This is a genomic window from Promicromonospora sp. Marseille-Q5078, from assembly GCF_050315395.1.
GTDB lineage: Bacteria > Actinomycetota > Actinomycetes > Actinomycetales > Cellulomonadaceae > Isoptericola.
On the sequence record NZ_JBNPQG010000001.1, the window covers coordinates 379,140 to 404,543 of the forward strand.

General features: G+C 75.9%; 28 protein-coding genes. 12 read left to right on the forward strand and 16 right to left on the reverse strand.

Translation table 11 applies throughout. The annotated features are described in order from the left end of the window. The first annotated feature begins 10 nt into the window (after nt 1–10). The 3 genes from ACQFYA_RS01735 to ACQFYA_RS01745 all read left to right on the forward strand — a co-directional run bounded on the left by ACQFYA_RS01735 (nt 11) and on the right by ACQFYA_RS01745 (nt 5,146). A complete protein-coding gene (locus ACQFYA_RS01735; RefSeq protein WP_499120960.1) occupies nt 11–1,468 on the forward strand; it encodes an aldehyde dehydrogenase family protein in 1,458 nt (485 codons plus the stop codon). Between the two features lie 187 nt (nt 1,469–1,655). Continuing rightward, nucleotides 1,656–3,653 (forward strand): beta-galactosidase, encoded by a 1,998-nt coding sequence (locus ACQFYA_RS01740; RefSeq protein WP_499120962.1) that lies wholly within the window; start codon nt 1,656–1,658, stop codon nt 3,651–3,653. A 137-nt stretch (nt 3,654–3,790) separates the two neighbouring features. Next, a complete protein-coding gene (locus ACQFYA_RS01745) occupies nt 3,791–5,146 on the forward strand; it encodes a nucleobase:cation symporter-2 family protein (protein ID WP_499120964.1) in 1,356 nt (451 codons plus the stop codon). 63 nt (nt 5,147–5,209) lie between these two features. Here the strand turns inward: ACQFYA_RS01745 and ACQFYA_RS01750 are convergent, their stop codons facing one another. From ACQFYA_RS01750 to ACQFYA_RS01780, 7 genes are all read right to left on the reverse strand, one after another. Then, nucleotides 5,210–5,383 (reverse strand): CsbD family protein, encoded by a 174-nt coding sequence (locus ACQFYA_RS01750; RefSeq protein WP_499120966.1) that lies wholly within the window; start codon nt 5,381–5,383, stop codon nt 5,210–5,212. Nucleotides 5,384–5,461: 78 nt separating this feature from the next. Next, nucleotides 5,462–6,052, reverse strand: coding sequence for a hypothetical protein (locus ACQFYA_RS01755; RefSeq protein ID WP_499120968.1), 591 nt, complete (start codon nt 6,050–6,052; stop codon nt 5,462–5,464). Next, on the reverse strand, nt 6,049–6,642 hold the full coding sequence (locus ACQFYA_RS01760; protein WP_499120970.1) for a DUF6286 domain-containing protein: 594 nt from the start codon (nt 6,640–6,642) through the stop codon (nt 6,049–6,051). Before ACQFYA_RS01760 ends, ACQFYA_RS01755 begins: the two co-directional genes overlap by 4 nt. Continuing rightward, nucleotides 6,639–6,983: an Asp23/Gls24 family envelope stress response protein gene (locus ACQFYA_RS01765; RefSeq protein ID WP_499120971.1), complete on the reverse strand. Its 345-nt coding sequence runs from the start codon at nt 6,981–6,983 to the stop codon at nt 6,639–6,641. Before ACQFYA_RS01765 ends, ACQFYA_RS01760 begins: the two co-directional genes overlap by 4 nt. After that, on the reverse strand, nt 6,976–7,158 hold the full coding sequence (locus ACQFYA_RS01770; RefSeq protein ID WP_499120973.1) for a DUF2273 domain-containing protein: 183 nt from the start codon (nt 7,156–7,158) through the stop codon (nt 6,976–6,978). The genes ACQFYA_RS01765 and ACQFYA_RS01770 overlap by 8 nt, the downstream gene beginning before the upstream one ends. After that, entirely contained in the window at nt 7,155–7,556 is a 402-nt protein-coding gene (locus ACQFYA_RS01775) for a hypothetical protein (RefSeq protein ID WP_499120975.1), read from the reverse strand. The genes ACQFYA_RS01770 and ACQFYA_RS01775 overlap by 4 nt, the downstream gene beginning before the upstream one ends. Continuing rightward, nucleotides 7,553–8,005, reverse strand: coding sequence for an Asp23/Gls24 family envelope stress response protein (locus ACQFYA_RS01780; protein ID WP_499120977.1), 453 nt, complete (start codon nt 8,003–8,005; stop codon nt 7,553–7,555). Before ACQFYA_RS01780 ends, ACQFYA_RS01775 begins: the two co-directional genes overlap by 4 nt. Before the next feature lie 136 nt (nt 8,006–8,141). On the opposite strand from ACQFYA_RS01780, the gene ACQFYA_RS01785 reads away from it, so the two are divergent. Further along, complete coding sequence (locus ACQFYA_RS01785; protein WP_499120979.1) at nt 8,142–8,675, forward strand: RNA polymerase sigma factor; 534 nt, start codon at nt 8,142–8,144, stop codon at nt 8,673–8,675. Continuing rightward, the gene (locus ACQFYA_RS01790; RefSeq protein ID WP_499120981.1) at nt 8,666–9,199 is read left to right on the forward strand and encodes a hypothetical protein; all 534 of its coding nucleotides are present in this window, start codon (nt 8,666–8,668) and stop codon (nt 9,197–9,199) included. Before ACQFYA_RS01785 ends, ACQFYA_RS01790 begins: the two co-directional genes overlap by 10 nt. On the opposite strand, the gene ACQFYA_RS01795 is transcribed toward ACQFYA_RS01790, so the two are convergent. From ACQFYA_RS01795 to ACQFYA_RS01805, 3 genes are all read right to left on the reverse strand, one after another. Beyond that, a complete protein-coding gene (locus tag ACQFYA_RS01795) occupies nt 9,184–9,579 on the reverse strand; it encodes a YchJ family protein (protein ID WP_499120982.1) in 396 nt (131 codons plus the stop codon). The genes ACQFYA_RS01790 and ACQFYA_RS01795 overlap by 16 nt on opposite strands. 67 nt (nt 9,580–9,646) lie before the next feature. Continuing rightward, nucleotides 9,647–9,982, reverse strand: coding sequence for a hypothetical protein (locus tag ACQFYA_RS01800; RefSeq protein ID WP_499120985.1), 336 nt, complete (start codon nt 9,980–9,982; stop codon nt 9,647–9,649). A 100-nt stretch (nt 9,983–10,082) separates the two neighbouring features. Next, nucleotides 10,083–11,354: an MFS transporter gene (locus tag ACQFYA_RS01805; protein ID WP_499120988.1), complete on the reverse strand. Its 1,272-nt coding sequence runs from the start codon at nt 11,352–11,354 to the stop codon at nt 10,083–10,085. A gap of 120 nt (nt 11,355–11,474) precedes the next feature. On the opposite strand from ACQFYA_RS01805, the gene ACQFYA_RS01810 reads away from it, so the two are divergent. Next, nucleotides 11,475–12,455, forward strand: coding sequence for a hypothetical protein (locus ACQFYA_RS01810; RefSeq protein ID WP_499120990.1), 981 nt, complete (start codon nt 11,475–11,477; stop codon nt 12,453–12,455). A gap of 291 nt (nt 12,456–12,746) precedes the next feature. After that, the gene (locus tag ACQFYA_RS01815; protein WP_499120993.1) at nt 12,747–14,069 is read left to right on the forward strand and encodes a serine hydrolase domain-containing protein; all 1,323 of its coding nucleotides are present in this window, start codon (nt 12,747–12,749) and stop codon (nt 14,067–14,069) included. Here ACQFYA_RS01815 and ACQFYA_RS01820 read toward each other — a convergent pair. The 4 genes from ACQFYA_RS01820 to ACQFYA_RS01835 form a co-directional block, all read right to left on the reverse strand. Further along, on the reverse strand, nt 14,029–14,937 hold the full coding sequence (locus ACQFYA_RS01820; RefSeq protein ID WP_499120995.1) for a hypothetical protein: 909 nt from the start codon (nt 14,935–14,937) through the stop codon (nt 14,029–14,031). The genes ACQFYA_RS01815 and ACQFYA_RS01820 overlap by 41 nt on opposite strands. Continuing rightward, the gene (locus ACQFYA_RS01825; RefSeq protein WP_499120997.1) at nt 14,934–17,198 is read right to left on the reverse strand and encodes a hypothetical protein; all 2,265 of its coding nucleotides are present in this window, start codon (nt 17,196–17,198) and stop codon (nt 14,934–14,936) included. Before ACQFYA_RS01825 ends, ACQFYA_RS01820 begins: the two co-directional genes overlap by 4 nt. Beyond that, entirely contained in the window at nt 17,195–17,518 is a 324-nt protein-coding gene (locus tag ACQFYA_RS01830; RefSeq protein ID WP_499120998.1) for a DUF6317 family protein, read from the reverse strand. The genes ACQFYA_RS01825 and ACQFYA_RS01830 overlap by 4 nt, the downstream gene beginning before the upstream one ends. 129 nt (nt 17,519–17,647) lie before the next feature. Beyond that, nucleotides 17,648–18,304, reverse strand: a complete 657-nt coding sequence (locus tag ACQFYA_RS01835) for a hypothetical protein (RefSeq protein ID WP_499121001.1) — start codon at nt 18,302–18,304, stop codon at nt 17,648–17,650. A 252-nt stretch (nt 18,305–18,556) separates the two neighbouring features. Between ACQFYA_RS01835 and ACQFYA_RS01840 the strand changes: the two genes are divergently transcribed. Continuing rightward, on the forward strand, nt 18,557–19,435 hold the full coding sequence (locus ACQFYA_RS01840) for an alpha/beta fold hydrolase (RefSeq protein ID WP_499121004.1): 879 nt from the start codon (nt 18,557–18,559) through the stop codon (nt 19,433–19,435). Between the two features lie 25 nt (nt 19,436–19,460). Here the strand turns inward: ACQFYA_RS01840 and ACQFYA_RS01845 are convergent, their stop codons facing one another. Then, nucleotides 19,461–20,843: a pyridine nucleotide-disulfide oxidoreductase gene (locus ACQFYA_RS01845; protein WP_499121007.1), complete on the reverse strand. Its 1,383-nt coding sequence runs from the start codon at nt 20,841–20,843 to the stop codon at nt 19,461–19,463. Nucleotides 20,844–20,955: 112 nt separating this feature from the next. On the opposite strand from ACQFYA_RS01845, the gene ACQFYA_RS01850 reads away from it, so the two are divergent. Next, entirely contained in the window at nt 20,956–21,714 is a 759-nt protein-coding gene (locus ACQFYA_RS01850; protein WP_499121009.1) for a MerR family transcriptional regulator, read from the forward strand. A gap of 28 nt (nt 21,715–21,742) precedes the next feature. Further along, nucleotides 21,743–22,168, forward strand: coding sequence for a hypothetical protein (locus ACQFYA_RS01855; protein ID WP_499121012.1), 426 nt, complete (start codon nt 21,743–21,745; stop codon nt 22,166–22,168). Between the two features lie 39 nt (nt 22,169–22,207). Here the strand turns inward: ACQFYA_RS01855 and ACQFYA_RS01860 are convergent, their stop codons facing one another. Then, on the reverse strand, nt 22,208–23,233 hold the full coding sequence (locus ACQFYA_RS01860) for a hypothetical protein (protein ID WP_499121014.1): 1,026 nt from the start codon (nt 23,231–23,233) through the stop codon (nt 22,208–22,210). A 50-nt stretch (nt 23,234–23,283) separates the two neighbouring features. Between ACQFYA_RS01860 and ACQFYA_RS01865 the strand changes: the two genes are divergently transcribed. After that, the gene (locus tag ACQFYA_RS01865) at nt 23,284–23,769 is read left to right on the forward strand and encodes a heme-degrading domain-containing protein (protein ID WP_499121016.1); all 486 of its coding nucleotides are present in this window, start codon (nt 23,284–23,286) and stop codon (nt 23,767–23,769) included. A 41-nt stretch (nt 23,770–23,810) separates the two neighbouring features. Beyond that, nucleotides 23,811–25,346: an amidohydrolase gene (locus ACQFYA_RS01870; RefSeq protein WP_499121018.1), complete on the forward strand. Its 1,536-nt coding sequence runs from the start codon at nt 23,811–23,813 to the stop codon at nt 25,344–25,346. Nucleotides 25,347–25,404 lie beyond the last annotated feature (58 nt).

Genomic DNA, 25,404 nt, shown 5'->3' on the forward strand with positions numbered 1-25,404 from the left:
AGGAATGGCGATGACGGCGTTCTTCGACCCCTCCGGCTGGGACGGGCGGGCGTACCTCGGGGGCTGGGTCACGACCGGCGCCACGGCGGAGGTGACCAACCCGGCCACCGGGGAGACGATCGGCCGCGTCGCGGCGGCGGGCGCGGCCGACGTGCTGCGCGCGACGGAGCTCGCCACGGCCGCGCAGCGGGACTGGGCCGCGCGACCCGCCGAGGAGCGCGCGGCCGTGCTGCGCCGGGCCGCGGCCGTGCTCGACGAGCATTCCGACGAGTACGTCGGCTGGCTCGTGCGGGAGGCCGGGTCCGGGCAGGGGAAGGCGGCGTTCGAGGTCGGCCTCGTCGCCGCGGAGCTGCACCTCGCCGCCGGCACCGCGCTGGTGCCGTACGGCGAGCTCCTGCGCACCGCGCAGCCGCGGCTGTCGGTGGCGCGCCGGCGCCCCGTGGGCGTGGTCGGGGTGATCGCGCCGTTCAACTTCCCCGGCATCCTCGCGATGCGCTCGGTGGCGCCCGCCCTGGCGCTGGGCAACGCCGTCGTGCTCAAGCCGGACCCGCGCACCGCCGTCGCGGGCGGCCTGTTCCTCGCCGCCCTGCTCGAGGAGGCGGGGCTGCCGCCGGGCGTGCTGTTGGTGGTGCCCGGCGGGAGGGTGGCCGGCGTCGCCCTCGTCGAGCACCCGGACGTCCCGATGATCTCGTTCACCGGCTCCACGGCGGCCGGGCGGGCGATCGGGGAGCGGTGCGGCCGGCTCCTCAAGCGGGCCCACCTGGAGCTCGGCGGCAACAACGCCCTCGTGGTGCTGCCCGGCGTCGACGTCGAGGCCGCGGCGAGCGCCGGCGCGTGGGGGTCGTTCCTGCACCAGGGGCAGATCTGCATGACGTCGGGCCGCCACCTGGTGCACGCCGACCTGTACGACGAGTACGTGGCGACCCTCGCGGCCAAGGCGCGGGCGATCCCGGTGGGCGACCCGGCCACGGGGACGCCGCTCGGCCCCCTCATCGACGCCCGCCAGCGCGACACGGTGCACGGCATCGTCACCGACTCGGTGGCCGAGGGTGCGGTGCTCGAGGCCGGCGGCCGGTACGACGGGCTGTGCTACGAGCCCACGGTGCTCTCCGGCGTCGCGCCGCGGCACCGCGCGTGGGCGGAGGAGATCTTCGGCCCCGTCGCCCCCGTGCTGCCGTTCGCGTCCGTCGACGAGGCGGTCGAGCTCGTGAACTCCTCCGAGTACGGGCTCTCGGTGGGGGTGCTCACGCCGGACGCGTTCGCCGGGTACGAGCTGGCGGACCGCATCGACGCGGGCGTCGTGCACGTCAACGACCAGACGGTGGACGACGAGGCGGCGGCGCCGTTCGGCGGCACGAAGGCGTCGGGCACGGGGTCGCGGTTCGGCGGGCACGAGGCGAACGTCGAGGCGTTCACCGAGACGCAGTGGGTGACGGTGCAGTCGCGGGTGCAGCGCTACCCGTTCTGAGCGGGGAGCCCGGAGGCCGCCGCGGAGCGGCTAGCCTCGGCGCCCGAAGCGCTTCGACGGACCAACGGGGGGATCGCGGGATGACGACCGGCCTCGCCCGGCTCACTGACGAGCTGGGCATGCTGTACGGCGGGGACTACAACCCTGAGCAGCGGGACCCGGGGGTCTGGCGGGGGACGTCGACCTCATGCGGCGGGCGGGGGTCAACCTCGTCACCGTGGGCGTCTTCAGCTGGTCGCACTACGAGCCGCGGCCGGGGGAGTACCGCTTCGCCTGGATGGACGAGGTGCTCGACCTGCTGCACGAGGCCGGGATCGCCGTCGACCTCGCCACTCCCGTCGCGTCCCCGCCGCCGTGGCTCGGCCACCTCCACCCGAGGACGCTGCCCAGGACCGCCGACGGCACCGTCCTCGGCTACGGGTCCCGCAACCAGTTCTGTCCGTCGTCCGACGCCTACCGGGCGGCGGCCGAGGGCATCGCCGAGCAGGTCGTCGCCCGCTACGCCGGGCACCCCGCCGTCCGGATGTGGCACGCGGGCAACGAGTACGGCCAGTTCTGCTGGTGCACCCGCTGCGCCGAGCGGTTCCGCGGCTGGCTGCGCAATCGGTACGGCACGCTCGACGCGCTCAACGCGGCCTGGGCCACGACCGTCTGGTCGCAGGAGTACGGCCACTGGGCCGAGGTGCTGCCGCCCCGCGTCGCGCCGTACCACCGCAACCCGTCGCAGGAGCTCGACTACCGCCGCTTCGGCTCCGACCTGCTCCTCGACCTGTACCGCGCGCAGAAGGCGATCGTCCGCCGGCACGACACGGACCGCCCCGTCACGACCAACCTCATGGGCTTCTTCGGCGGCATCGATCCGCACGGCTGGCGCGCCGACCTCGACGTCGTCGCCGACGACGCGTACCCCGACCCGGCGTCCCCCGACGCCCCCGCCGACGCGGCGCTCGTCAACCACCTGGCCCGCGGGCTCGCGGGCGGGTCGTCGTGGCTGCGCATGGAGCAGGCGGCGAGCGCGGTGAGCTGGCGCGAGCACAACCTCACCAAGTCGCCCGCGCGCCTGCGCGCCGAGGTGCTGCAGGCGACGGCGCACGGCTGCGACGGCGCCCTGTTCTTCCAGTGGCGGCAGGCGCGCTCCGGGCCCGAGCGCTTCCACTCGGCGATGCTGCCGGTCGCCGGCCCGGACACCGAGGTGCACGAGGGCGTGCGCCGGCTCGGCGCCGAGCTGCGCGCGCTGCGCGGCGTCGTCGGCGGGCCCGTGCACAGCCGGGTCGCGCTCCTGTGGGACTGGCCGTCGTGGTGGGCCGCCACCCAGGTCGCGCTCCCCACCGCGCGCCACGACCCGCTCGCGGTCCTCCAGGCCTGGCACCGCGCGCTGTGGCGGCTGGGGGTCGTCGCGGACGTCGTCGCCCCCGGTCAGGAGGACGTCGCGCTCGACGGCTACGACGTCGTGCTTGCCCCCGCCCTCGCCGTCCTCGAGCAGGGCGCCGCGGACCGCCTCGACGCGTACGTCGCGGGCGGTGGCCACCTCGTGTGGGGGCCGTTCGGGGGCGTCGCGGACGGCCTCGCGCACCTGCACGAGGGGCGCTCGCCGGCGCTGCTGCGGCACGTGCTCGGCGTGTCCGCCGAGGAGTGGGTGCCGCTGCCCGACGGCGGCAGCCCGATCGCCTGGTCGGGGGCGCTGTCCGGCGGGCGTGCGGGCACGGCGTCGACCCTGGGCGAGCGCACCCGCTCCGACGGCGCCGAGGTGCTCGCCACGTACGACGACGGCCCGCTTTCGGGCGCCGTCGCCGTCGCCCGGCACGCCCACCGCGCGGGCCGCGCCTGGTACGTCGGGGCGGACCTGACCGGCGACCCCGGCGCCGGCCTCGCCACCGTGCTGCGGGCGGTGCTCGACGGCGCGGGCGTCCCGCACGGCGGGCAGGAGGTGGACGTCGAGGCCGTGTGGCGCGGCGACGCCCTGGTCGCGATCAACCACGGCGACCGGTCCGCGACCCTCGACCTCGCCGCCGCCCTCGCCACGGGCCCGGACCGCGTGCGGGACGCGACTTCGCTCACGGACCTGCTGACCGGGGCGCGGCACGACCTCGCCGCGACCCCCGCGGACGTCTCGGCCGTCGCGGCGGGCGGGACGCTCCCGCTCGCGCCGCACGACGTCGTCGTCCTCGCGGCGGCTCTCGCCTGATCCCGGGGCAGGGTGAACTGGGTTCATCCGAGAAGATGTCACCTCCCGGAAACTCTGTTTGATCGTACGGAAACCATCGCTCCCTACCGTCGTCCCGACGCGCCGCCACGGCGCCCGGTGACGGAAGGGGACGACCGATGTCCGAGGCATCACCCAGCACCACCGAGAGGCACCCGGTCGACCAGGTGCCACGGTTCGCGCGGCTGTTCCCGCTCGGGCTGCAGCACGTGCTCGCCATGTACGCGGGGGCGGTGGCCGTGCCGCTCATCGTGGGCGGCGCCCTCGGCTACTCCGCGCAGGACCTGGCGTTCCTCATCAGCGCCGACCTGTTCGTGGCCGGCATCGCGTCGATCATCCAGTCCCTCGGGTTCTGGCGGTTCGGGGTGCGCCTGCCGCTCATGCAGGGCGTCACGTTCGCCGCCGTCGGCCCGATGATCACGATCGGCACGACGTACGACATCACCGCCGTCTTCGGCGCGACCATCGCCTGCGGGCTGTTCATGATCGTCGTGGCGCCGTTCTTCTCGGCGCTGCTCCGGTTCTTCCCGCCGATCGTCACCGGCACGGTCATCCTCATCATCGGCGTCTCCCTGATGGACGTCGCCGCGGGGTGGATCACGAACAACGGCGAGTCGGCCACCCCGTCCGACCTGGGGCTCGCCGCCGGGACGCTGCTGTTCATCGTGCTGGTCGAGCGGTTCGCGCCGCCCGCGCTCGCACGCCTCTCGGTGCTGCTCGGGCTCGCCCTCGGCACGCTCGTCGCGCTGCCGATGGGCAAGGTCGACTGGTCGGGCGTGGGCGAGGCCGGCTGGTTCGCCGTCGTGACGCCGTTCCACTTCGGCCTCCCGACGTTCCCCCTCGCCGCCGTGGTGTCCATGCTCGTCGTGGGCCTGGTGATCATGACCGAGACGACGGGCGACATGATCGCCGTCGGCGAGATCACCGGCCGCCCGGTGACGAAGCAGCGCCTCGGCGACGGGCTGCGCGCCGACGGGCTCTCCACCGTGCTCGGCGGCCTGTTCAACACCTTCCCGTACACGGCGTTCGCGCAGAACGTGGGGCTCGTCAGCCTCACGGGCGTCGGGTCGCGGTTCGTCGCGACGATGGCGGGCGGCATCCTCGTGGTGCTCGGCCTCGTGCCCAAGGTGGGCGCCGTGGTCGAGGGCGTGCCGAGCGCGGTGCTGGGCGGCGCGGGGATCGCGCTGTTCGGCATGGTCGCGGCCTCCGGCATCCGCTCGCTCACCAAGGTGACGTTCACCAGCAAGAACATCCTGGTGGTCGCGGTGTCCCTCGGCGTCGCGATGCTCCCGACCGTGCGGCCCGAGATCTACGCCGAGTTCCCCACGTGGTTCCAGCTGATCTTCGACTCCGGCATCAGCGCCGGCGCGATCAGCGCCATCCTGCTCAACCTGCTCCTCAACGGCGACCAGCTCCGCGGTGGGCGGGAGAAGGATGTGCGCCCCGTCGCCCCACGGGCCACCGCGGACGCCTGACCGGGCGGGGAGCAACGCGGACGGGCCGCCGGCAGCTGCCGGCGGCCCGTCCGTCGCGGCACGTCAGTCCTTGAAGGCGTCCTTGACGTGCTCCCCGGCCTTCTTCAGCGAGGCCCTGGACTGGTCGGCCTTCCCCTCCGCCTCGAGCTGCTCGTCGTCGGACGCCCGCCCGGCACCCTCCTTGAGCTTGCCGGCGGCGTCCTCGGCGGCGTGCTTCATCTTGTCTCCGACACCCATGATGATCTCCTTCCGATCGTTCTGCGGTCTGCCCGAGGAACGATCCCCGGGAGTCTTCGAGCGCGCGAGCGGCGGGCGTCAGAGGACCCGCCGCGCCGCGCCGCCGCGTCGGGCGACGGCCAGGTGCACCCGGCCCTGCAGGTCGCGTCCCAGCACGTCGGCCACCTGACGGGCGACGTCGTCGACCAGGGCTCCCACCTCCACCACGTCGGTGCGCGACGCGACGCGGACACGGCCGTGGAGGACGAGACGGCCGTGCTCCTCGCGCAGGACCAGCGCTGCGGCGCGCACCCGGGCGTCGGCCTCGAGGGCTGCGGCGGCACCGCGCGTCACCGCGTCCGGAACGACCCGGAGCCGGTTCCCGGTCCGCGACCCGGGGAGCGGGAGCTCCCCGGTGCGGGCACCCGGCCGGTGCGCGAGGAGCCACCACACGCCGAGCGCGAGGAGCACCACGGCCGCGCCGGCGCACACGCCGGCCCACCACGGCTCGCTCGTCGCGGACGCGAGGGGCGACAGGTCGGCTGCCGCGCCCGGGCCCGGCAGCCCGCCGACGTCGCTCAGCCAGCCGGCCGCGAGCGCGACGAGACCCGCGCCGCCCAGGAGCAGTACCGTGCCGACGACGGTCAGCACCGTCCGGTCGACGCCCACCACGTGCCGTCGCGTCCTCATGCCGCACCTTCGCTCGTCGTGGCGCGCACGCGCACCTGGGGCGCCGGGTCCAGGACCGCCAGGCACGCCCCGACCACCTCGGTGACCTCGCGGGCCACGCCCTCGTCGCCGGTCGTGCGGACACGGACGACGACGGAACGCCGGGACGCCGTGGACGTCGCGCCGAGCACGCCGTCGACATCGGCCGCGGCGGCCGACGCCAGCCGCGCCACGTCCTCGGGACGGAGGACCACGGCGGGAACGTCGCGCAGCCGGGCAGGGCGCACGCCTCGTCGCCAGGCCGCGACCAGGAGCAGGAGGCCCACCAGGCAAGCGGCCACGCCGACACCGATCGCCGTCGAGCCCAGGACGGTGCCGTCCAGCCGCTCCGCGGCCGACCGGACCCAGCCGTCCTCGGGCGACAGCCCTCCGACGGAACGCGCCGCCGCGGCCTCCTGGCCTGCGACCACCGACGCAGCGACCAGCAGCGTCGCGAGGACGACAGCGGCCGCCCGTGCGGACGCCCCGGACCGGTGTGCCGGTGCGGCGGGGACGGGGTCCCGCGCCGCGTCAGCCGTCGTGGCGCCCGTGTCGTTCTCCAGCGTCGTCATCTCACCCTCCTGACCTCCGCGGCGGGGGGCTGCACCGCGGCCACCGTCACCATGAGGTCGTCCACCTCCACGCCGGCCAGGCGTCCGAGCTCCGTCCGGACGGCGTCACGCACGCGACCGGCCACCTGAGCGGCGGGTTCGGGCCATGTCGAGGCGACCCGCACCCGGACGCGAGCACGGCGTCCGGCGAGCTCGACCTCGACCTGCGGCAGGTCGGGGCCGGAGAGGCCCCCGCGCACGCGGGTCGAGGCGCCGGCGGCGGCATGCTGCGCCACCTTCACCACCACCCGGTCGGCGACGGTGACGCGCCCCGCCACACGGACGTCGGCCTCGTCAGCCACGGCGCCGTCCCCCGAGCAGGGCCCCCAGGTCGAGCCTCCCGTCCAGGTGGGCGCCCACAGCCAGGCCGACCCCGCCCAGCACGATCGCCAGGAGGAAGCCCAGGAACCCGCCTGTGGTCACGGCGAGCGCGAGCAGCAGGCCCGCCACCAGCCCGATCGCGGTGAGGTTGTTCATGACCCGTCCTTCCTCGTCCCGGTCGTCGGGACCTCCACGCCACCGGGGACCCCGGTGGCCTCGACGTCGTCGACGTGCACGACGACGTGCGCTCGCTCCGCTCCGCCCGTCGGAGCGTCCTCCTGCGCCGACGACGCCAGAGCCTGCCGGGTGGCGGCGTGCACCGCCCCGGCCACACCGGGTACGTCGCGCAGACCGGCCGCGGTGACGACCACGTGCACGTGCACGTCGTCGTCGTCGAACCGCACGCCCGCGATGCGGTCGCCCGGCAGGTAGGTGGCGACCTCCCCGAGGACGCCGCCGCTGAGGCGTGCCACTCCGGGCACGGTGAGCACGGCGTCGCGCACGCGCCCGGCGAGCACGCGGCGCGTGTCGTCGGCGGGTCCCGGGGAGCTCACTGCACCCGCGAGGGCTGCTCGGTGGCGTCGGCGTCGTCGTCCTCGGGGAGCCAGACGTCGTTGACGCTCACGTTGACCTCGATGACCTTGAGCCCCGTCATGCGCTCGATGGAGCTGATCACGTTGCGGCGCACGCCTTCGGCGACGTCGGCGATCGCGACGCCGAAGTCCGCGACGATCTCGACGTCGACGGCGGCCTCCGCCGCGCCCACCTCGACGTTCACGCCCTGCGCGTAGTTGGTCGTGCCGCCGGGGATGCGCTCCCGGATGGCGCCGAACGCGCGGGCCGCGCCGCCGCCGACCCCGTGCACGCCGGTGACGTCGCGGGCAGCGATGCCGGCGATCTTGCTGACGACGCCGTCGGCGATCGTCGTGGTGCCCTTCTCCGTGGTCAGAGGGCTCTTCGCGCCCTTGCTCGTGTGCTCCTGCGTGATCGCGGTCTCGGCCATGTCCTGCCTCCGTGCTCGGCGCCCGGGCGGGCGGGAGGTTCCCCGCGCGCCCGGCGCGTTTTCTTCCGACACTGGGTGAGTGCCCGCCGAACCCGCATCGTCACGCTCCGGCGGCAGTGACCTACGTCACACACCGGTGGACGACGGCGAGCTCGTCCGCCGCGCCCGGCTGGGTGACAAGGACGCGTTCGGGGAGCTGGCCCTCCGGCACGGCACGGCGATGTACCGGTACGCCCGGCGGATGGTGCGCGACGACGGCGTCGCCGAGGACTGCGTGCAGGACGCGCTCGTCGCGGCCTGGACGTCCGTCGGTCGGTTCCGGGAGGAGTCCGCCGTGCGGACCTGGCTCTTCGGCATCCTCGCCAACACGGTGCGTCGACGGGTACGCGAGGCCGCGCGGCACCCCGCCGACGAGCTGCCCGAGGACCTGGTCGCCGACCGGGCGGGCGACCCCGTCTCGGCGGCCCAGGCACGTGACCTCGTCGAGGCCCTCGAGGTGGCCCTGGCCGACCTGCCTGCGCTGCAACGGGCCTGCTGGATCCTGGCCGAGGTGGAGAGAATGTCGTACGCAGAGATCGCGCGCGTTCAGGCGACGACGGTCGGGGCCGTGCGCGGCGCCGTCCACCGGGCCCGACAGAACCTCGGGAGGAGGTTGGAGCCATGGCGATGAACCGCGAGGCGGCGGAGCCGGGCAGCAGCGGCCCCCAGGACGACCTGCTCGCGCGCGCGGCGGCCGGCATGCGCGAGCTCACCGACGACGGGTGGGTGCGTGCGCGGCGGTCGGTCCTTGCTCGCGTGCTGAGCACCGTGCGGCCCTCGGCGCAGGTCGTCGGCCGGCACGGAGACGGCCCGTTCGTGGTGGCCACCAGCCTGGTCGTCGACCGGGTGCGGGCGGCGCTCGACGACCCGGACGGGGAGGTGCGGGTCACGGACGTGCGGTGCCTCATCGGTCCCGCTGACGACGGAGGGGGCGCCCCCGAGCTGGAGGGGGTCACGGTGATCCTGAGCGTGCGGTTCGGCACCCGGATCGCCGATGCCGCCGAGCTCGTGCGTGCCGCGGCCGCGGACGCCGTCTCGGCCGCTCTCGGCACGGACTTCGAGCAGCACCGGGTCTCCGTCGACCTGCACGTCGCCGACGTGCACCCGTCCACGGGCGCCGGCGGGCCGGTCGGCGCTGGTCAGCCCGAGACCTGACCGTCGACGTAGAACCAGCGCCCGCCCTCGCGCACGAACCGGCTCGCCTCGTGCAGGCGGCCACGCTCGCCCGTGGCCGCCTGGACGTACTGCGCGACGAACTCCACCTCGCCGCCGTCGTCGAACGGTCCGCCCGCGTGGGTGGCCAGCACGGCGAGCCGCCGCCACACCTGGTCGTCGTCGAGCTCGAGCGACGTCGGCCGGGTGCGTGGGTGCCACGTGGCCCGCAGGTAGGCCGCGTCGCCGACGGCGAACGCGCTGTAGCGCGAGCGCATCAGCGCCTCGGCCGTCGGCGCCGGCCGCTCGCCGCGGTGCAGCGGGGCGCAGCACGCGCCGTAGGTGTCCCCAGAGCCGCAGGGGCAGCGGTCGGTGTCGTCCACGAGCCTATTGTCGGCGAATAGTGTCGGCGCACTGGCGTCGGCGAACCGCGCGCGGGCCGGCGCGACTCTAGCGTCCGGTGCGGGCGCGCAGCTCTCCGGGAAGCCAGGGGTACGGGTCGGCAAGGGGTTCTCGTCCGGAGCGGATGTCCCGCCCGACCTCACGGAGCATGTCGGCGGCGACGTAGTAGCGGCCCCGGCGGTAGCCGAGGATCTCCGACCAGGTGCGCTGGTCCGCCGTCAGCGGCGGCTCGTCGTCGACTGCTGCGACCGCGTCCTGCTCGGAGACCGTGTAACCCTCGATGGTGTTCGAGCCCTGGATCGCGCGGGCCTGGGTCGTCCGGCGCAGTCCGCTGCGCCACCGGCGGGGGACTCGCAGGACGCCTGCCAGGGAATCGCGAAGCACGCGAACCTCCTCGATGACGGAGAGGTCTTCGAGGTCGGTCGCGGGGGGTCGGAAGATGGCGGGCATCGGCGCGGGCTCCGATCGTGACGCAATGATTGAATCATTGCGTCACGTCCGGCCCGCGGCGGGCCTCGGAGGCGCCGGCGAGCGGCGGGCTGAAGCGCTCCTCGGCGAGGGCGACGAGCAGAGCGAGCAGCACGACGACGGCGCTCGCGAGCGGGACCACGCGGACGTCGACGGCGGCGACCAGCGCCGCGCCCAGCCCCGACCCCGCGGCGATGCCGACGTTGAACATCGACGACGAGATCGCCACGCCCATGTTGGTCGAGCCGGGCGCCACGAGCATGACCCGGTGCGACAGGGCGGGCGGCACGCAGGAGAACGAGAAGCCGAACAGCGCCAGCGACGCCACGGCCGCGACGGGGTTCCCGCCGAACGTCCACAGGGACACGAGGGCGAGCGTGAGCACGCCGAGAGCCACCAGCAGCACCGCGACGGGGCGGGCGTCGATGAATCTGCCCACGACGATGGTGCCCACCACCCCCGCCGCGCCCTGCAGGAGCAGCAGGCGGGCCATGTCGGCCTGGGCGAACCCGGTGACGTCGATGAAGTACTGCGTGACGAACGTGATGACGCCGAACGCGCCGGTCAGCACGAGGCCGGTCGTGACCATCTGGAACCCGAACCGGCGGGCGCTCGGGTGCGGCGCGCGGCTCGCCCCGCCCTCGGACGGCGCCATCGTGGGGAAGAGGGCCAGCACCACGAACGTCACGACCAGCGAGAGCGCCGCGACGGCGGCGAACGTCCACCGCCACGACGTGTGCTCCCCGAGCCACGTGCCTGCCGGCACGCCGAGCACCGGGGCGAGCGAGTTGCCGAGGGCGAGGCGCGCCATCGCCCTGCCGCGCACCACGGGCCGGAACAGCCCGGTCGTCGCGGGGACCACCGCCGCCCAGAACAGGGCCTGGGCCGTCGCCGTCACCAGGCGCGCGACGAACAGCTGCTCGTAGCTCGGGGCGAGGGCGGCCCACAGCGTGGCCACCGAGGCCACGCCGGCGCACGCGGACAGGATCCAGCGTCGCGGCACGCGCCGGGACAGGTGCGCCAGCGGCACCGTCGTGACCAGCACCACCAGCGCGTAGCCGGTGACGAGCAGGCCGATCTGCGACGTCGAGCGACCCAGGTCGGGGGCCATGAGTGTGAGCAGCCCGGACGGCAGCGACTCGACCGTGACGAACAGGAACGTCGACAGCGCCATCGCGAGCAGGATGATCGTCGCGCGGCGCTCGTCCACGGGCGGCCTCGACGGCGTCGACGGCGTGGGCGGCGACACCGTCGAGGGCGGAGGCGTGGGGGGAAGGTTCTCGGTCATGGGGATCGAATCGATCCTAGGTGCGAGTTGTCGGAGCCACGTCGCGGTATGGCGGCACCTGGCTCTGACAACTCGGCGGGTGGGGTTGCGCCCGCGCCCGGGCTTCCGGATTCTCGGAAGGTGCCCACGCTGCCCGAGGTGCTGACGGAGGTCGCCGGCGATCTCTACGCCCTCGACCCGGCCGGGTTCGTCCCCGCGCGCGACGCCCGGGCCGCCGCCCTCCGCGCCGACGGCCAGGAGGAGGCCGCCGACCGGGTCAGGCGGCTGCGCAAGCCGTCGACGGCGGCCTGGGTGGTCAACCTCCTGGCCCGGGCGGAGGCGGGCCAGGTGGAGCAGGTGGTCGAGCTCGGCGCCGCGTTCCGCGCCGCGCAGGACGACCTGGACGGCCCGCGCCTGCGCGAGCTCACCCGGCAGCGGCGGCAGCTCGTCACGGCGGTCGCGACGCGGGCGCGGGCGCTCGCCGTCGGGGCCGGCGCGACCGTGTCCGGCGCGGTCCTCACGCAGGTCGAGGCGACCCTCACGGCCGCCATGATCGACGCCGACGCCGGACGAGCCGTGCGCAGCGGGCTGCTGGTCGGGCCCCTGCAGGCCACCGGCATCGGGCGCGCCGACGTCTCGTCGGCCGTCGCCGTCCCCGACGCGCTCGGCATCGCCCCCGTCGACGACGAGCACTCGCGGCATCTGCACGCCGTCCCCGACCTGCCGGGCTCGGCGCGCAAGGGGCGCGGGCGGTCGGCGAGGTCGGGCGCGGACGACGCCGGCCGGGCGAAGGCCGAGGCCGCGCGGGAGGAGGCGCGCGAGGCGGCGCGGCAGGCGCTCGCCGACGCGGAGGACGACGTCGCCGCGGCACGGGACGCCGGCGGCTCGGCCGCCGCGGAGGTGGGCCGCATCGAGGCAGTGGCGGCCCGCACCGACGCCGAGCGCGACGCCGCGCGACGCCGTCTCGCCGAGCTGGACGACGCGGCCGCGGCGGTGGACGCCGAGCTGCGCGGCGCCGTCGTCGCGCGGCAGCGCGCCGAGCGCACCCTCGCCGACGCCACCCGCCGCCGCGACGAGGCCGCCGCCCGCCTGGCCGAGGTGGCCGAGGAACCCGCGAGGTAGTTCACACCCCGGCGAGGTAGTCCTGAACTCGGCGAGGTAGTTCGCATCCCCGCGAGGTAGTGCGAATCTCCGCGAGGTAGTTCGAGGTCTCGCGAGGTAGTTCACCGCCTGTCGGGTCCGGGGACTACCTCGCCGTGCGTTGAACTACCTCGCGGAGATTCGGACTACCTCGCGGGATCTTGGACTACCTCGGCGGGAAGGGGGAGCCAGATCTCCGTCGTCCGACGGATCCGCCCGCGCTCCCGGCCTGCGACGGTGGTGGGACCGACACAGACGACCTCAAGGAGACACATGCGCCGCCGCATGCGCACGACCCTGACCGTCACGACCGCCGCAGCGCTCGCGCTGCCGCTCGCCCTCGGAGCCGCGCCTGCGGGGGCGGTGGCACCCCGGCCCCCCGCCGGCGCCAGCCCGCCCGCCCTGGACGAGGACTCGCAGGCCGTGTCCCGGGCCGTCGCCGCCGCCGTCGACGAGGCGCAGCAGCGGGCGAGCGCACACACGTTCACCGCGCCGAGCGAGACGACCGGCGACGGCGTGCGCGGGGTCCGGAAGGGGCTCGACCAGGCCCTCGAGGACACGGTCGCGGGCGTCCCCGTCGGCGTCGTCGCCCGCGTCGACGCGCCCGGCCTGCACTGGCGCGGGGCCGACGGGAGGCGCGAGCGGGGCGAGCGCGCACCGGCACGCCCGTACGACGGCTTCCGGGCGGCGAGCAACACCAAGATGATGGTCTCGACGCTCGTCATGCAGGAGGTCGAGAAGGGCACGTGGACCCTCGACACCCCGGTGGTGGACGCCGTGCCCGAGGCCGCGGCGGTGATCCCTGACGAGTACGAGGACGACGTCACGCTCGAGCTCCTGCTCACGCACCGATCCGGGCTGCCGGACCATCTGTCGCCGCTGGTCGCGAGCCGGATGGCCGACCCCGCGGACCTCGACGAGTTCTTCGAGGCGCTCGGCGAGAGGTACCCGGTCGCCGACCACCTCGCCGCGATGGACGACCAGCCCTGGCTGTTCGAGCCCGGCACCGACGTCACCTACTCCAACGCCGGCTACGTGCTCCTCGGCCTGGCGCTCGAGGAGGCCACGGGGTCCAGCGTCGGGCGGCTGCTCGAGAAGCGCATCTTCCGGCCCGCCGGGATGTGGCGCTCCGACTACCCCGACGCGCCGGGCGAGCGCGGCCCGTTCCTCCAGGAGGCCGCGTACACCGGCGACCAGGGCGCGGGCTGGTACTCGCTGACGCGTTTCGACCCGACCGGGTTCGGCGCCGCGGGCGCCGTCACGAGCACCACGGCGGACCTGGGGCGGTTCACCGAGGCGCTCGTGACGGGCGACCTGCTGGAGCCCGAGACCGTGGCGAAGGTGCTCACGCCGCGCACCGTCGGCAGCGACGTGCTGCCCGACTACGGCCTCGGCGTCTACCGCCTGCCCGACCCGTGCCAGGACGGCGCGTGGCTGTACGGGCACGACGGCGCGTCGTACGGCACGCTCAGCATCACGCTGACCTCCCCGGACGCGGGGCGCCAGGTGACGGTGGCCCTGACCGGCCGGGACCTCACGAGCACCACGTCCGACCTCACGACCGCCCTGGTGCCCGCGCTGCTCGCGACCTGCTGACCGGCGGGTCCGCCCGCACCTCGTCCGACAGCCGCTCCAGCAGCAGCGTCGGCTCCAGGTCCGCCGGCGGCTGCACGCCGTCGGGCACGACGACGCCCACCGACACCAGGGCGCCGGCGGCGACGGTCGCCAGCGTCGTGGTCCGGAACTCCTCGCCGTCCTCGCCGCGCTGGTGGGTCGTGACGCCGAACCGTCCGGGCTCGCCGTCCCCCAGCGTGGTCGACCGGCGTTCCCACACCTCGTCGCGGGAGTGCTCCGTGCCGACGTACTCGGCGGACAGGACGCGCCCGCGGCCCTCGCCCCAGATGTAGTACCGGGACCAGTCCTCGCCCAGGACGGCCGGGGCCGCGAGGGCGTCGTCCAGGAGGTTCCAGACCCAGGGGGCGCCCTCGGCGTCGGAGTACGACCCGGCCGCGGGCGTGTCGACGAACGCGTAGACCTGGACGCCGTCCACCTCGAGACCGGAGCTCGCGTCGACCGGGAACGGCACCAGGCCCCGGGCGGCGTCCCCCTCCTCGAAGGACGACCAGCGGTCGTTCCGCGTCCACCGGGCGTCCTGGACGAACAGCGGTCGTAGGCCGGGCGTCTCGCTCGGCGCCAGGGTCCAGCGGTCCTGGCTCGTCTCGGTCAGCCATGCGGGCTGGACGGCGATCTCCGTGGCATCCCGACCGGGGAAGTCCTCGACGCCGGGCACCCACCGGTCGGGCTCCCAGTGCAGGGCGCGGTCGACCTGCCACTGCCCCCACACGCCCGACCAGGCCTCCCGCCCCCAGTGGTACCAGAGGAACAGCCCGGCCACGACGAGGCTGAAGACCAGCGGCGGGGTGACGCTCGGGTTGGCGAAGACGCGCCTCGTCGCGGTGCTCATCGTCGGTCCTCCGTGTCGGGGGTCTGGGACATGACGGCATACGTCTCCCGGAAGTCGTTGCCCGTGAGGTTCGCGCCGTCGTCCGGGTCGCCGTCCTCCATGCGGCGCAGGGCCTCGTGCTCCGGCACCCCGTGCGCGACGTCGTGCGCCACGATCGAGTCGTGCAGGCGAGCGGTGTACAGCGCGTTCAGCTCGTCGCCGGTCGCGCGGACCCGAGCGTTCGCCTCGACAAGAGGGGCGTCCGTCGAGACGAACGAGAGGGCCGTGCTGCCGACCGTGACCGCCGCGGACTCCGCCATGCTCCGCCCGATCGAGGCGACCCCGAGGCCGGGGCCCGTCAGGGAGAGGAGCGCCTCCCGGGTCTGCACCTGGCCGTGGGCCGCGGAGATCGTGGGCGCCTGGATCGCCCCCGCGACGGCTCCGACGTCGCGGAGCGCCTCGCTGATGAACGTCCCCCGCGGGTACGTCCCGGCGTCGTGGGCGTCGGACGTCGCGAGGACGACCAGCGACTCGGTGTACCGGTCGGCGGCGCCGAGCCAGACGTCCGCGGCTGCCGGCGTGCGCGAGGTGGCCTCGATGACGTCGCGCAGCGCGAACGCGTCGAGCGCGGGCTGCACCGTGGGCTGCGGCAGGCCGCTCGTCCGGACGAACGGCAGGTCCTCGTCGACGCCCGGGGGAGGCGCCGGCGTGCCGACGACACCTTGCACCACGGCCGCGTCGCCCATGCTCGGCAGGTACGGCTCGTAGGCGAGCGCGACGTCCCGCGCGGCGTCCTCCGCCAGCCCCGGCGACGCGAGCAGCCCGTCGGGCAGCTGCTGCGTCGCGTGCGAGACGAGGAGCGCCGCGCGGGCCTGGTCGGCGGGGTCGGCGGACGTCGACCCCGTGTCGACGGCGGCGCCGAACGCCCGCGCGACGGCGCGACCGCCGTCCGGCCATCCGTCGCGCGGCGCGGTGCCGAGCCAGTGCGCCGCCGACCGCGCGACCCGGCCCCCGTCCGCGGGCGCCAGCCGGTCGAAGGCCAGCGTCCGGTGCGCGGCGAGGCCGCCCGCGACGGCGACGACCACCGGAGCCATCGCGGTGAGCGAGCCGTCGCCGAAGGCGCGGTCGCCCCACCACGCGTCCAGCGCGTCGGCGGCGCCGGCGTGGACGGGTGCCGGGAGCGACGCGGGCAGCAGGGCGGCCGCCGCCCCCGGCCCGCCCACCGGGCTGAGTGGCGAGCCCGCCGTGCGCGCGACGTCCTCCACGACGCCCCGGCCGAGCTCCCGCTGCTCCGCCGGGGTGGCGGTCTCCGCCCACAGGCGTACGCCGTTCCCGAGGGCCCGCGCCAGCTCGTCGTCGATCGTCCCTCCGGTCGCACCCTCGAACACCCCGGCGACCGGGCCGAGCCGCGACGCCGGGGGCGCGACGACGGCCGCAGCGAGCTGCGCGGGCGTCGTCGCGTCCCAGAAGACGGCCCAGAACGCCGGGTCGTCGGCGTGCTCGGTCAGCGTGCGACGGACGTCCTCGCGCACCGCCCGGCGCGTCGCGGCGTCCTCGGCGGACGCCGCACGCGGGAGCAGGGCGACCGCACGGCGTGCGGCGGCGCCCGACGCCTGCAGGCCCGCCGCGCCGACCCCGGCCGCCGTGGCGACCCGGACCGCCCGGACGTCGGCGAGCGACGCCAGGGCCGCGGCCGCGTGCCTCGACCCCGCAGCCTTGGCGTCGCGGGCCGCTCGCCACCGGGCCTCCGCCGCGAGGGCGTCCGCACGTGCTGCGGCGACCTCGCGCTCGGCGGACGCGAGCCGCAGGTGCGCGTGCCCCGGTCCGCCGGTCAGGCGGCCGGTCAGGCCGCCGTGAGTGGTTGTGCCGAGCGCAGCCGTGCCGAGCGCCGTCCCCAGCGCCGCGTCGTTCCACGTGGAACGACGCGCCTCGTCCGCCTCCACCTGCCAGCGGCGCTCGCGGGCGACCGCCTCGGCGTGGTCGGCGAGGGCCCGGTCGGCCGCCAGCTGCGCGTCCCCGAGGACGCCGACGTGGCGACGCAGCGTGGCGGCCGCGGCGTCGAGCATGCCGGCGCTCGCGCGGGCGTCGTCGGCCAGGGTCGTGACCCGGTCGCGGGCCTGGTCGACGGCGGTGCTGCGCTGACCGTCGAGCGTGGCCCGCACCCGGAGCAGCTGCGTGCGGGCGTCGGCGAGCCGCGCGGCCGCACGCGTCGCGTCGGCGGCGGCGTCCCCGAGCGCCGCCGGGCTGCCGGTCAGCGGGGCGAGCTCGACGTCGAGAATCATGCGTCGCCCTCCGCCCCGGCGCCGGCGAGCAGCGCGACCACGTCCCGCGTGGTCGCGCGCTCCGCGCCGTCGAAGACCTCCGCCGCCTGCGCGAGCCCGGAGCCGAGCGCCCCCAGCGAGCCCACGAGCGACTCGTGGGTGGAGCGCCAGGCGGCGGAGAGCTCGCCGAGAGCCGCGGACAGCCCGGCGTCGCCGGTCGCGGCGAGCGCCGCTCCCGCCGTCAGGCCGTGGCCACGGGCGCCGGCGAGCGCGCCGGCGCCGCCGCGCAGGCCCGCGCCCGCCGCCGCGAGGGTCGTCGTGTCGAGGTCGAGCTGGGTCATCCCGTCCTGTCCTGGTCCGTCGTCGGTGTCCGTCCGTGGCGCCGTGGCGCGGGCACGACGGTAACGACGCCGGGGGCGGGCCGGCCGGAGTTATCCACAGTCTCCCGGTGGCCGTCCGGACGGGACGGGTCAGTCCCACCAGACGCGGTACCAGTGCTCGTGCTCGGGGTCGGGGGCAGGCCCGAACCCCCACCACGGCGTGATCTCGTCCGGCGGCGCGTGCATGTCGTCGACGCCCAGGTCCGCGAGGATCCGCACGACGTCGGTGCACTCGCACCCCGGCCCGTGCCGGCGGTCGATGCGGAGCGGGCGGTCGGTGCGCAGCAGCACCCCGGTGACACTGATCCGTTCGTCGCAGCGCAGCGGCCCGATGACGTATCCCTGCGCGCGCACGCGGTCCGGGTGGCGCACGACGGCCCGCAGCACCGCCCCCAGCGTGGGGCCCAGGTTCTGCCGTTCCGACGCGAGCTCGCCCTCGTCGAGCCGCGCCAGCAGCCCGGAGGCGCTGCGCTCGTCGAGCGCCGTGAACGCGTAGTACCCCGGCGCGGCGTTCGGGCCGAGCGCCGGCTCGAGCAGCAGGTCGAGCCCGTCGTCGAGCAGCCATCCGTGGCGTCCGCGGCACTCCCCGCCACCGTCGTGGCGGCTCCCGGGGCCCGTGGCGAGGTCGCGCTCGCGGGTCCAGGCCGTGCGCAGGTCGACCAGGTCGGGCGGGGTGAAGCGGGCGGCGGGCGGCGGCGGGTCGGGCGGCGCCGACGGTGTGTGCGGGGGCAGCGTCGCGACGGGCATGCGGGGCTCCTTCGGTCGGGGGCGCCCCGAGCGGGCGTCCGACGTCGAGCCTCGTCCGGCGCGGTCGGCGGCGGGCCGCCCACGGCGCAGGTTGTGGACGACGGGTGCCTGGGGGCGGGCTCCCAGGCGCGGGATCGCGCGCCGGCGTCGTGACCGGTCCAGACCGATGATTTCCGGGCTGGTGGTCCGTCGTTCCCTCAGCAGACGATGAACCACCCGCACGGATCACCCACCGGCCACGGAGGCCCGACGATGAGCGAGCTCACCACCCACACCCTGGACGTGCCCGGCGCCGTCCTCGCCTACGACGTGCACCGGCCCGCCGCGCCGGGCGGACTGCCCCCGCTGTTCGTGCTCGGCTCGCCCATGGCGGCGTCGGGCTTCGGGCAGCTGGTCGAGCACCTCGGCGACCGGACCGTGCTCGCCTACGACCCGCGCGGGACGGAGCGGAGCACGCTCGCCGCGGACGGAGAGGTGTCCGTGGAGCTCCACGCCGACGACTTCCACCGCGTGGTCGAGGCCGCCCGGCCGGAGATCGGCGACGGCCCGGTCGACGTCTTCGCCTCCAGCGGCGGCGCAGTCAACGTGCTCCCGTGGATCGTCGCGCACCCCGACGAGCTGGGCACGGTCGTGGCGCACGAGCCGCCGCTGTGGGCGCTGCTCGAGGACCGCGACGTGCAGCGCAAGGTCACGCAGGACATCACGGAGACGTACCGGCGCGAGGGGTTCGGCCCCGCGATGGCGAAGTTCATCCAGGTCTCCATGCAGGACGCGCCGCTCACCGAGGACTACCTGTCGCAGCCCGCCCCCGACCCGGCGGCGTTCGGCCTGCCCACCGAGGACGACGGCTCGCGGGGCGACCTGCTGCTCGGCGGCAACATGCGGTCGCTGCCGTGGTTCGAGCCCGATCTCGACGCCCTGCGCCGCACCACCGTGCGGCTGGTGCCGGCCGTCGGCGAGGCCGGCCCGGGGACGATGCCGCGCCGCGGCGGCGAGGCGCTGGCCGCGGCGCTCGGCGTCGAGACCGTCGTGTTCCCGGGCGACCACGGCGGGTTCGAGGCCAGCGACTGGTCGCCGGACAACGACCCGGCGGCGTTCGCGGCACGGCTGCGCGACGTGCTGGCCGGCTGAGGCCTTCCGCGGGCGGCCGGTGGGTTCAGCCCGTCGTGCCGCCGACCCGCTCCAGCCCGGCGATCCCCGCGGCGGCGTGCTCCAGGTAGCGGCCCACGGCGTCGCGGACCTCGGGGCGCGCCGCCTCCTCGGGCGGCACCCGCGCCGGGTTGAGCAGCACGGAGTGCGCCCAGGCGCCGACGTCGGGCTCGGCCATGAACGCGGCCGCGGACCGCGCCCCGCGCGCCTGCATCGCCGCCCAGCTCGCCGGCGAGTTCCAGTACGGCGTCGGCGCGCACAGCCGGTTCTTCTCGTCGTCGGACCGGTCGTGCCGTGTGCCCTCGACGTAGCCGATGAGCGCGGCGCCGAAGCACGGGAAGGCTGCCCGCACCGCCTGCAGAGTGATCCGCTCGCCCCAGACGGGGACCGCGGGCCGCAGGTGCAGCCCGTAGGCGGCGCAGTGCACGACGACGGTGCCCGGCGGCACGGTCACCTCGCCGTCGCGCAGCGTGAGCCGCCCTGGCGCGACGCGCTGCAGATGGCCCAGCCGCACCACGTCGGTGACGGTCCGCAGGAGCTCGAGCTCCCACCGCCCGAGGGTGGGGGCGCGGGCCATGGTCGGGGTGACCGTGCGGTCCACGCGCACCATGACCCCGACGTCCTCGAGGCGCCGGAACAGCTCGTCGACGGAGGAGGCGTCCGTGGCCGCGGCCATGAGCTCCGCGGCCATGCCGAGGAAGATCGCCGGGTCGGGCTGGATGCGGGCGCGGTCGAGCATCCACGGGTCGCGGGGGCGCACCCAGCAGATCGCGTCGGGGTCGACGTCGCGCCCGAGCAGCCACACGATCGCGTCCGTCGCCGTCTTCCCGGATCCGACGACCACGTACCTGTCCGCGTCCACGGCCTCGGGCAGGGCGCCGGCCGGGACGACGACGCTCCCGTCGTCCACCTCGAAGGGCGGCGGGGACAGCGCGGGGATCGACGGCGCGAGGTACCGGGCGTCGACGACCCGCCGCCGCACGCGGACCTCGACCTCCCGCCCGGTCGCGAGGTCGACGACCTGGCCGTCCCGGTACTCGTGCCCGCCGAGGAGCTCCACCCGGCCGCTCGGCACGAGGCGCTCGGCGAGGACGCTCGCGTAGTAGTCGCACAGCTGCGTCCGGGTCGCGCGCTCGTGCAGGCCCTGCTCGGGCCCGGACGCTTGCACCTGCCCGCCGCCGAGCCGCGTCGAGGCGACCCCGTACAGCTGCGACGCCTGGTGCAGGCGCACGAACGGGTACGCGTCCAGCCAGTGCCCGCCGGGCGCCGGGCGACGGTCGACGAGCGTCGCGTGCGCGGTCGGGTCGTGGTCGACGAGCGCGTCGACGAACGCCATCCCGGCCGCCCCGGCGCCGACGACCAGGTAGTCGGTGTCGACCGAGCGGGCCATACCTCCAGTCACCCACCGGGACCGGGGCGGGTCAACGTGCCGAGGGGGTGATCTCGGGTGCCTCCGCGAACGGGGTTGCGGTTGACGCAGCGTCAACCTCTACCGTCGAACCATGACCCGCTCCATCCAGGACGTCGCCCGGCTCGCCGGCGTCAGCAGCCGCACCCTGCGTCACTACGACCAGATCGGCCTGCTGCCGCCGTCCGGCACCGGGACGGGAGGGCTGCGCCGCTACGACGACGCCGCCCTCCGGCGCCTGCAGCGCATCCTGCTGCTGCGCGACCTGGGCCTGCCGCTGACCGACATCGGCAGGGTGCTCGACGAGGAGGCGGACGAGGCCGGCGCGCTGCGCCGCCACCTCGGCCAGCTGCGCGCCGAGCAGGACCGCCTGGCGCGGCAGGTCGCGTCCGTGGAGCGGACCGTGACCGCGATCGAGAAGGGAGAACGGCTCATGGCCGAGGAGATGCTGGACGGCTTCGACCACACGCAGCACGAGGAGGAGGTGACCGAGCGATGGGGCGCCGACGCGTACGCGACGAGCGACGCGTGGTGGCGCGGTCTCGGGACCGCGGGGCAGAAGGCGTGGCAGGCACGGACGAAGGCGCTCGGGGACGCGTGGGGCGAGGCCGCTGCACGCGGCGTCGACCCGGCCTCGGAGGAGGCGCAGGCGCTCGCCGCCCGGCACGCCGAGTGGCTCGGCTCGATCCCCGGCACACCGGGGTCGGAGCAGGGCCGGCCCACGAGGGAGTACGTCGTCGGCCTCGCCGAGATGTACGTGGCCGACCCGCGGTTCGCGAAGAACTACGGCGGCACCGAGGGCGCGACGTTCGTGCGCGACGCCCTCGTCGCCTACGCGGAGCGCGAGCTCTGACGGCTCACGAGGGTGGGAGGATGCCTCGGTGAGCGACGACTGGGCGGCGCAGCGCACGGAGGCGGCACGCGTGCAGGCGGAGCGCCTGCACGCGAGGCAGGATGCCGAGCACGCGCAGGCGGAGGCGCTGCTGCGCGACTTCGCCCGCGCGGCGGCGGACGCCGGTCTGGAGCCCGAGCCCCTGCAGGTCAAGGGGTACGGCGGCCGCGGGACGGCCCGCACGACGCTCCGCGGCTGGTACCTGCGCCAGGACCGCACCGCCGGGATGACGGCCGACGGCACGTTCTACGTGCTCACCGCCCCGCTCACGCTGGTCGACCGGGTGCGCGGCGCCCGTGTCGAGCCGCAGCGCCCGCCGCTCGTGCTCGGCGCGGGCGGCAAGGACGGCAGCTCCATCGAGCTCGTCGCCGCACTGGAGCGCGTGCTCCCCGGCTGGCGCGACCGCACGACGTAGCGGATTCTGCTCGTCCGACGCGCGCACGAGCAGCAACCACTACGTCGCCGTGCCGACGCCCTCGCCGACGACGGCGGCCACCGACGGGACCGCCAGGTAACCCGCCCACGTGCCGTCGTCCAGGCGGGCCGCGGCCGCGTGGTTCCACGGCGCCCGGTTGTCCACCCTCAAGTTCTCGACAGGGCGCGACCCTGCGGGGAGCGGGAAGGTCTCCGGCGTGAGGTCGGTCAGGGCGAGCAGGTCGCCCGGGTCGCGCACGTTGACCCAGCGTCCCACCCCCGCGGGGAAGGCCAGTGGGACCCGCGACCGCACGGCGTCCCGGACGGCCCGGATCCCCAGCGGCGAGCCGAGGGTGAGCAGCAGGGGCACGTCGCCACCCGCGCGCGTCGTCCCTGCCGACAGCCCTGCCGACAGGGCGGTCGACAGAGCCGAGTACGCGACGACGCTGCCGAGCGAGTGCGCGACGACGACGGCCGGCCCGTCGTCCAGCGCGGACGCCAGCCCGTCGTCGAGCACCCGGCGCACGGCGTCGTCGTGGAGGTAGGCGTAGACGTCGCGGGCGAGGCTGAGCAGCACCGCGCCGCTGACGCCGGGCATGGACCGGTCCACCCACGCGAGGGCCGCGACCAGCGCGGCGACGAGCGCGTCCCCGGCCGCGCCCTCGGGCGAGGCGGGCGGCGGGCTCACGTCGTCGTCGGCCCCGGCCGAGGTCAGGACGTCGCGCGCGACGGCGAGCACGAACCGCAGCTCGTCGCCCGGCAGCCCGGGGAGCACGTCGGTGCCCAGCGCGTCCACACTCAGCGCGTCCACACTCAGCGCGTCCACACCCAGCGCGTCCACACCCAGCGCGTCCACGGTCACGGGAGGCGCGGCCCCGGTGCCGCCCCGCACCAGATGCTCCAGCGCGTCGCCGTAGTAGACGAACGACGCGTCGCCGTCGGACGGGCGGTACGACGATCCCGCGGCGGCGAGCCCGGCCCGCAGCGCCCCGAGCCACTGCTCCTCGAGGGCGTCCGGGTCGTGTCCGTCGAGGTCGCGGCCGTGGACGAGCACCAGTCGGGTCACGCGGGCGACGGTACCGGCACGCGGGCCGGTGCGCGTGGGACGCTGGGCCCATGGGGAACACCGAGGACGTCGCCGCCCTGGTCGCCGAGGTCGAGGAGCAGGAGCGCGAGCTCGTGCTGCGGCGGTTCACGCACGACGACGCGTGGCAGCTCGGCTGCCTGCTGGTCGAGCTCGCCACGGAGCGGGGCCTGGCCGTGACGGTCGACGTGCGCAAGGGCCCGCAGCAGGTGTTCCACGCGGCACGCGAGGGCACGACGCCGGACAACGACACGTGGGTGGCGCGCAAGGTGCGCGTCGTGGAGCGGTTCGGGGCGTCGTCGTTCCTCGTCGGGCTCCAGGCGCGGGCCAAGGGCCAGGACTTCCACGCCAAGCACCAGCTGTCGCTGCAGGAGTACGCCGCGCACGGCGGCGCGTTCCCCGTCCGTGTCGACGGGGTGGGGATCGTCGGCGTCGTCACCGTCTCCGGCCTGGCGCAGGCCGACGACCACGCGCTGGTCGTCGAGGCGCTGCGCGTGCACGCGGCCGGCGGGGCCTGACCGGCGCGGCCGCTCCCGCCCGCGACGTCTACGGTGGCCCCGTGCCCGCGCTGCTCCTGACGAACGCCCGCCTCGCGGGTCGCCCCGACGAGCCCGTCGACGTGCTGCTCGACGGCGGTCGCGTCGCCGCCGTGACCCCGCCGGGCGGGCCGGCTCCGGTGCCGCCGTCCGCCGCGCCGGAGCGGGTGGACCTCGACGGCCGCACCGTGGTCCCGGGCCTCTGGGACGCGCACACGCACCTCACGCAGTGGGCGATGGTGCGCCAGCGGCTCGACGTGTCCGCGGCGACCAGCGCCGCGCACGCCGCTGCCCTGGTGCGCGACCGCCTCGACCTGGCCGCGCCCCCGCCCGACGGGCAGCCGCTCGTGGGCTACGGGTTCCGCTGGGCCACCTGGCCGGACGACCCGACGGCCGCGGTGCTCGACGCCGTCGCGGGCGAGGTCCCCGTGGTGCTGCTCTCCGGCGACCTGCACAGCGCGTGGGCGTCGTCGGCGGGCCTGCGCTTCCTCGGCATCGCGCACCACCCGACCGGGCTGCTGCGCGAGGAGGAGTGGATGCCGGCCAGCCCGCGCATCGTCACCGTGGACGACGCCGTGGCCGACGCGCTCGTGGTCGACGCGGCGCGCGCCGCCGCCCAGCGCGGCGTCGTCGGCGTCGTCGACTACGAGGTGGCGGACAACCTCACCGCGTGGCGCCGGCGCGTCGCGGGCGGCTGGGACGGCCTGCGCGTGCGCGCGGCGGTGTGGGAGCAGCACCTGGGCGCCGTGCTCGACGCCGGGCTGCGGCACGGCGACCCGCTCGCCGTCGGCGACGGGTCCGACCTCGTGACGCAGGGGCCGCTGAAGGTGATCAGCGACGGGTCGCTCAACACGCTCACGGCGTACTGCTTCGACGCCTACGCGGGGGTGGCCGGGCCGGACGCGCACGGCATCCTCAACATCGCGACCGACCAGCTCGCCCCGCTCATGGCCCGTGCGCACGCGGCCGGGCTGCGGTGCGCGATCCACGCCATCGGCGACCGCGCCAACTCCCTCGCCCTGGACGCCTTCGAGGCCTCCGGCGCGCGCGGCTCGGTGGAGCACGCCCAGCTGCTGCGCCGCGACGACGTGGCGCGGTTCGCCGCGCTCGGCGTCACCGCGAGCGTGCAGCCGGAGCACGCGATGGACGACCGCGACGTCGCCGAGGAGCTCTGGCCCGGCCGCACGGACCGCGCCTTCCCGCTGGCCGAGCTGCGGGCGGCGGGCGTGCCGCTGTCCCTCGGCTCGGACGCGCCCGTCGCGCCGCTCGACCCGTGGACCGCGCTCGCGGCGGCCGTCACGCGCTCGCGCGACGGCCGGGAGCCCTGGCACCCCGAGCAGCGGATCGACGCACGCGCCGCCCTCGAGGCGTCGGTGGACGGGCGCCCCCTCGGCCTCGCCGTCGGCGGTCCCGCGGACCTGGCCCTGCTCGACGCCGACCCGCTCGCCACCCGGCCGGACGACGAGGACGCCGGCACCCTCGCCGACGCCCTGCGCGCCACGCACGTCGCCGGCACGATCGTCGCCGGCCGGTGGACGCACCACGCGCTCGGTGGTTGAGCCTGTCGAAACCCCGCTTGTCGGTGGTTGAGCCTGTCGAAACCCGGCTTGTCGCTGG

Coding starts and splice junctions, on each gene's coding strand:
- ACQFYA_RS01735 (WP_499120960.1), top strand. CDS start 11: ATGACGGCGTTCTTCGACCCCTCCGGCTGGGACGGGCGGGCGTACCTC.
- ACQFYA_RS01740 (WP_499120962.1), top strand. CDS start 1,656: ATGCGGCGGGCGGGGGTCAACCTCGTCACCGTGGGCGTCTTCAGCTGG.
- ACQFYA_RS01745 (WP_499120964.1), top strand. CDS start 3,791: ATGTCCGAGGCATCACCCAGCACCACCGAGAGGCACCCGGTCGACCAG.
- ACQFYA_RS01750 (WP_499120966.1), bottom strand. CDS start 5,383: ATGGGTGTCGGAGACAAGATGAAGCACGCCGCCGAGGACGCCGCCGGC.
- ACQFYA_RS01755 (WP_499120968.1), bottom strand. CDS start 6,052: ATGAGGACGCGACGGCACGTGGTGGGCGTCGACCGGACGGTGCTGACC.
- ACQFYA_RS01760 (WP_499120970.1), bottom strand. CDS start 6,642: ATGACGACGCTGGAGAACGACACGGGCGCCACGACGGCTGACGCGGCG.
- ACQFYA_RS01770 (WP_499120973.1), bottom strand. CDS start 7,158: ATGAACAACCTCACCGCGATCGGGCTGGTGGCGGGCCTGCTGCTCGCG.
- ACQFYA_RS01780 (WP_499120977.1), bottom strand. CDS start 8,005: ATGGCCGAGACCGCGATCACGCAGGAGCACACGAGCAAGGGCGCGAAG.
- ACQFYA_RS01790 (WP_499120981.1), top strand. CDS start 8,666: ATGGCGATGAACCGCGAGGCGGCGGAGCCGGGCAGCAGCGGCCCCCAG.
- ACQFYA_RS01805 (WP_499120988.1), bottom strand. CDS start 11,354: ATGACCGAGAACCTTCCCCCCACGCCTCCGCCCTCGACGGTGTCGCCG.
- ACQFYA_RS01815 (WP_499120993.1), top strand. CDS start 12,747: ATGCGCCGCCGCATGCGCACGACCCTGACCGTCACGACCGCCGCAGCG.
- ACQFYA_RS01820 (WP_499120995.1), bottom strand. CDS start 14,937: ATGAGCACCGCGACGAGGCGCGTCTTCGCCAACCCGAGCGTCACCCCG.
- ACQFYA_RS01825 (WP_499120997.1), bottom strand. CDS start 17,198: ATGATTCTCGACGTCGAGCTCGCCCCGCTGACCGGCAGCCCGGCGGCG.
- ACQFYA_RS01830 (WP_499120998.1), bottom strand. CDS start 17,518: ATGACCCAGCTCGACCTCGACACGACGACCCTCGCGGCGGCGGGCGCG.
- ACQFYA_RS01835 (WP_499121001.1), bottom strand. CDS start 18,304: ATGCCCGTCGCGACGCTGCCCCCGCACACACCGTCGGCGCCGCCCGAC.
- ACQFYA_RS01840 (WP_499121004.1), top strand. CDS start 18,557: ATGAGCGAGCTCACCACCCACACCCTGGACGTGCCCGGCGCCGTCCTC.
- ACQFYA_RS01845 (WP_499121007.1), bottom strand. CDS start 20,843: ATGGCCCGCTCGGTCGACACCGACTACCTGGTCGTCGGCGCCGGGGCG.
- ACQFYA_RS01850 (WP_499121009.1), top strand. CDS start 20,956: ATGACCCGCTCCATCCAGGACGTCGCCCGGCTCGCCGGCGTCAGCAGC.
- ACQFYA_RS01865 (WP_499121016.1), top strand. CDS start 23,284: ATGGGGAACACCGAGGACGTCGCCGCCCTGGTCGCCGAGGTCGAGGAG.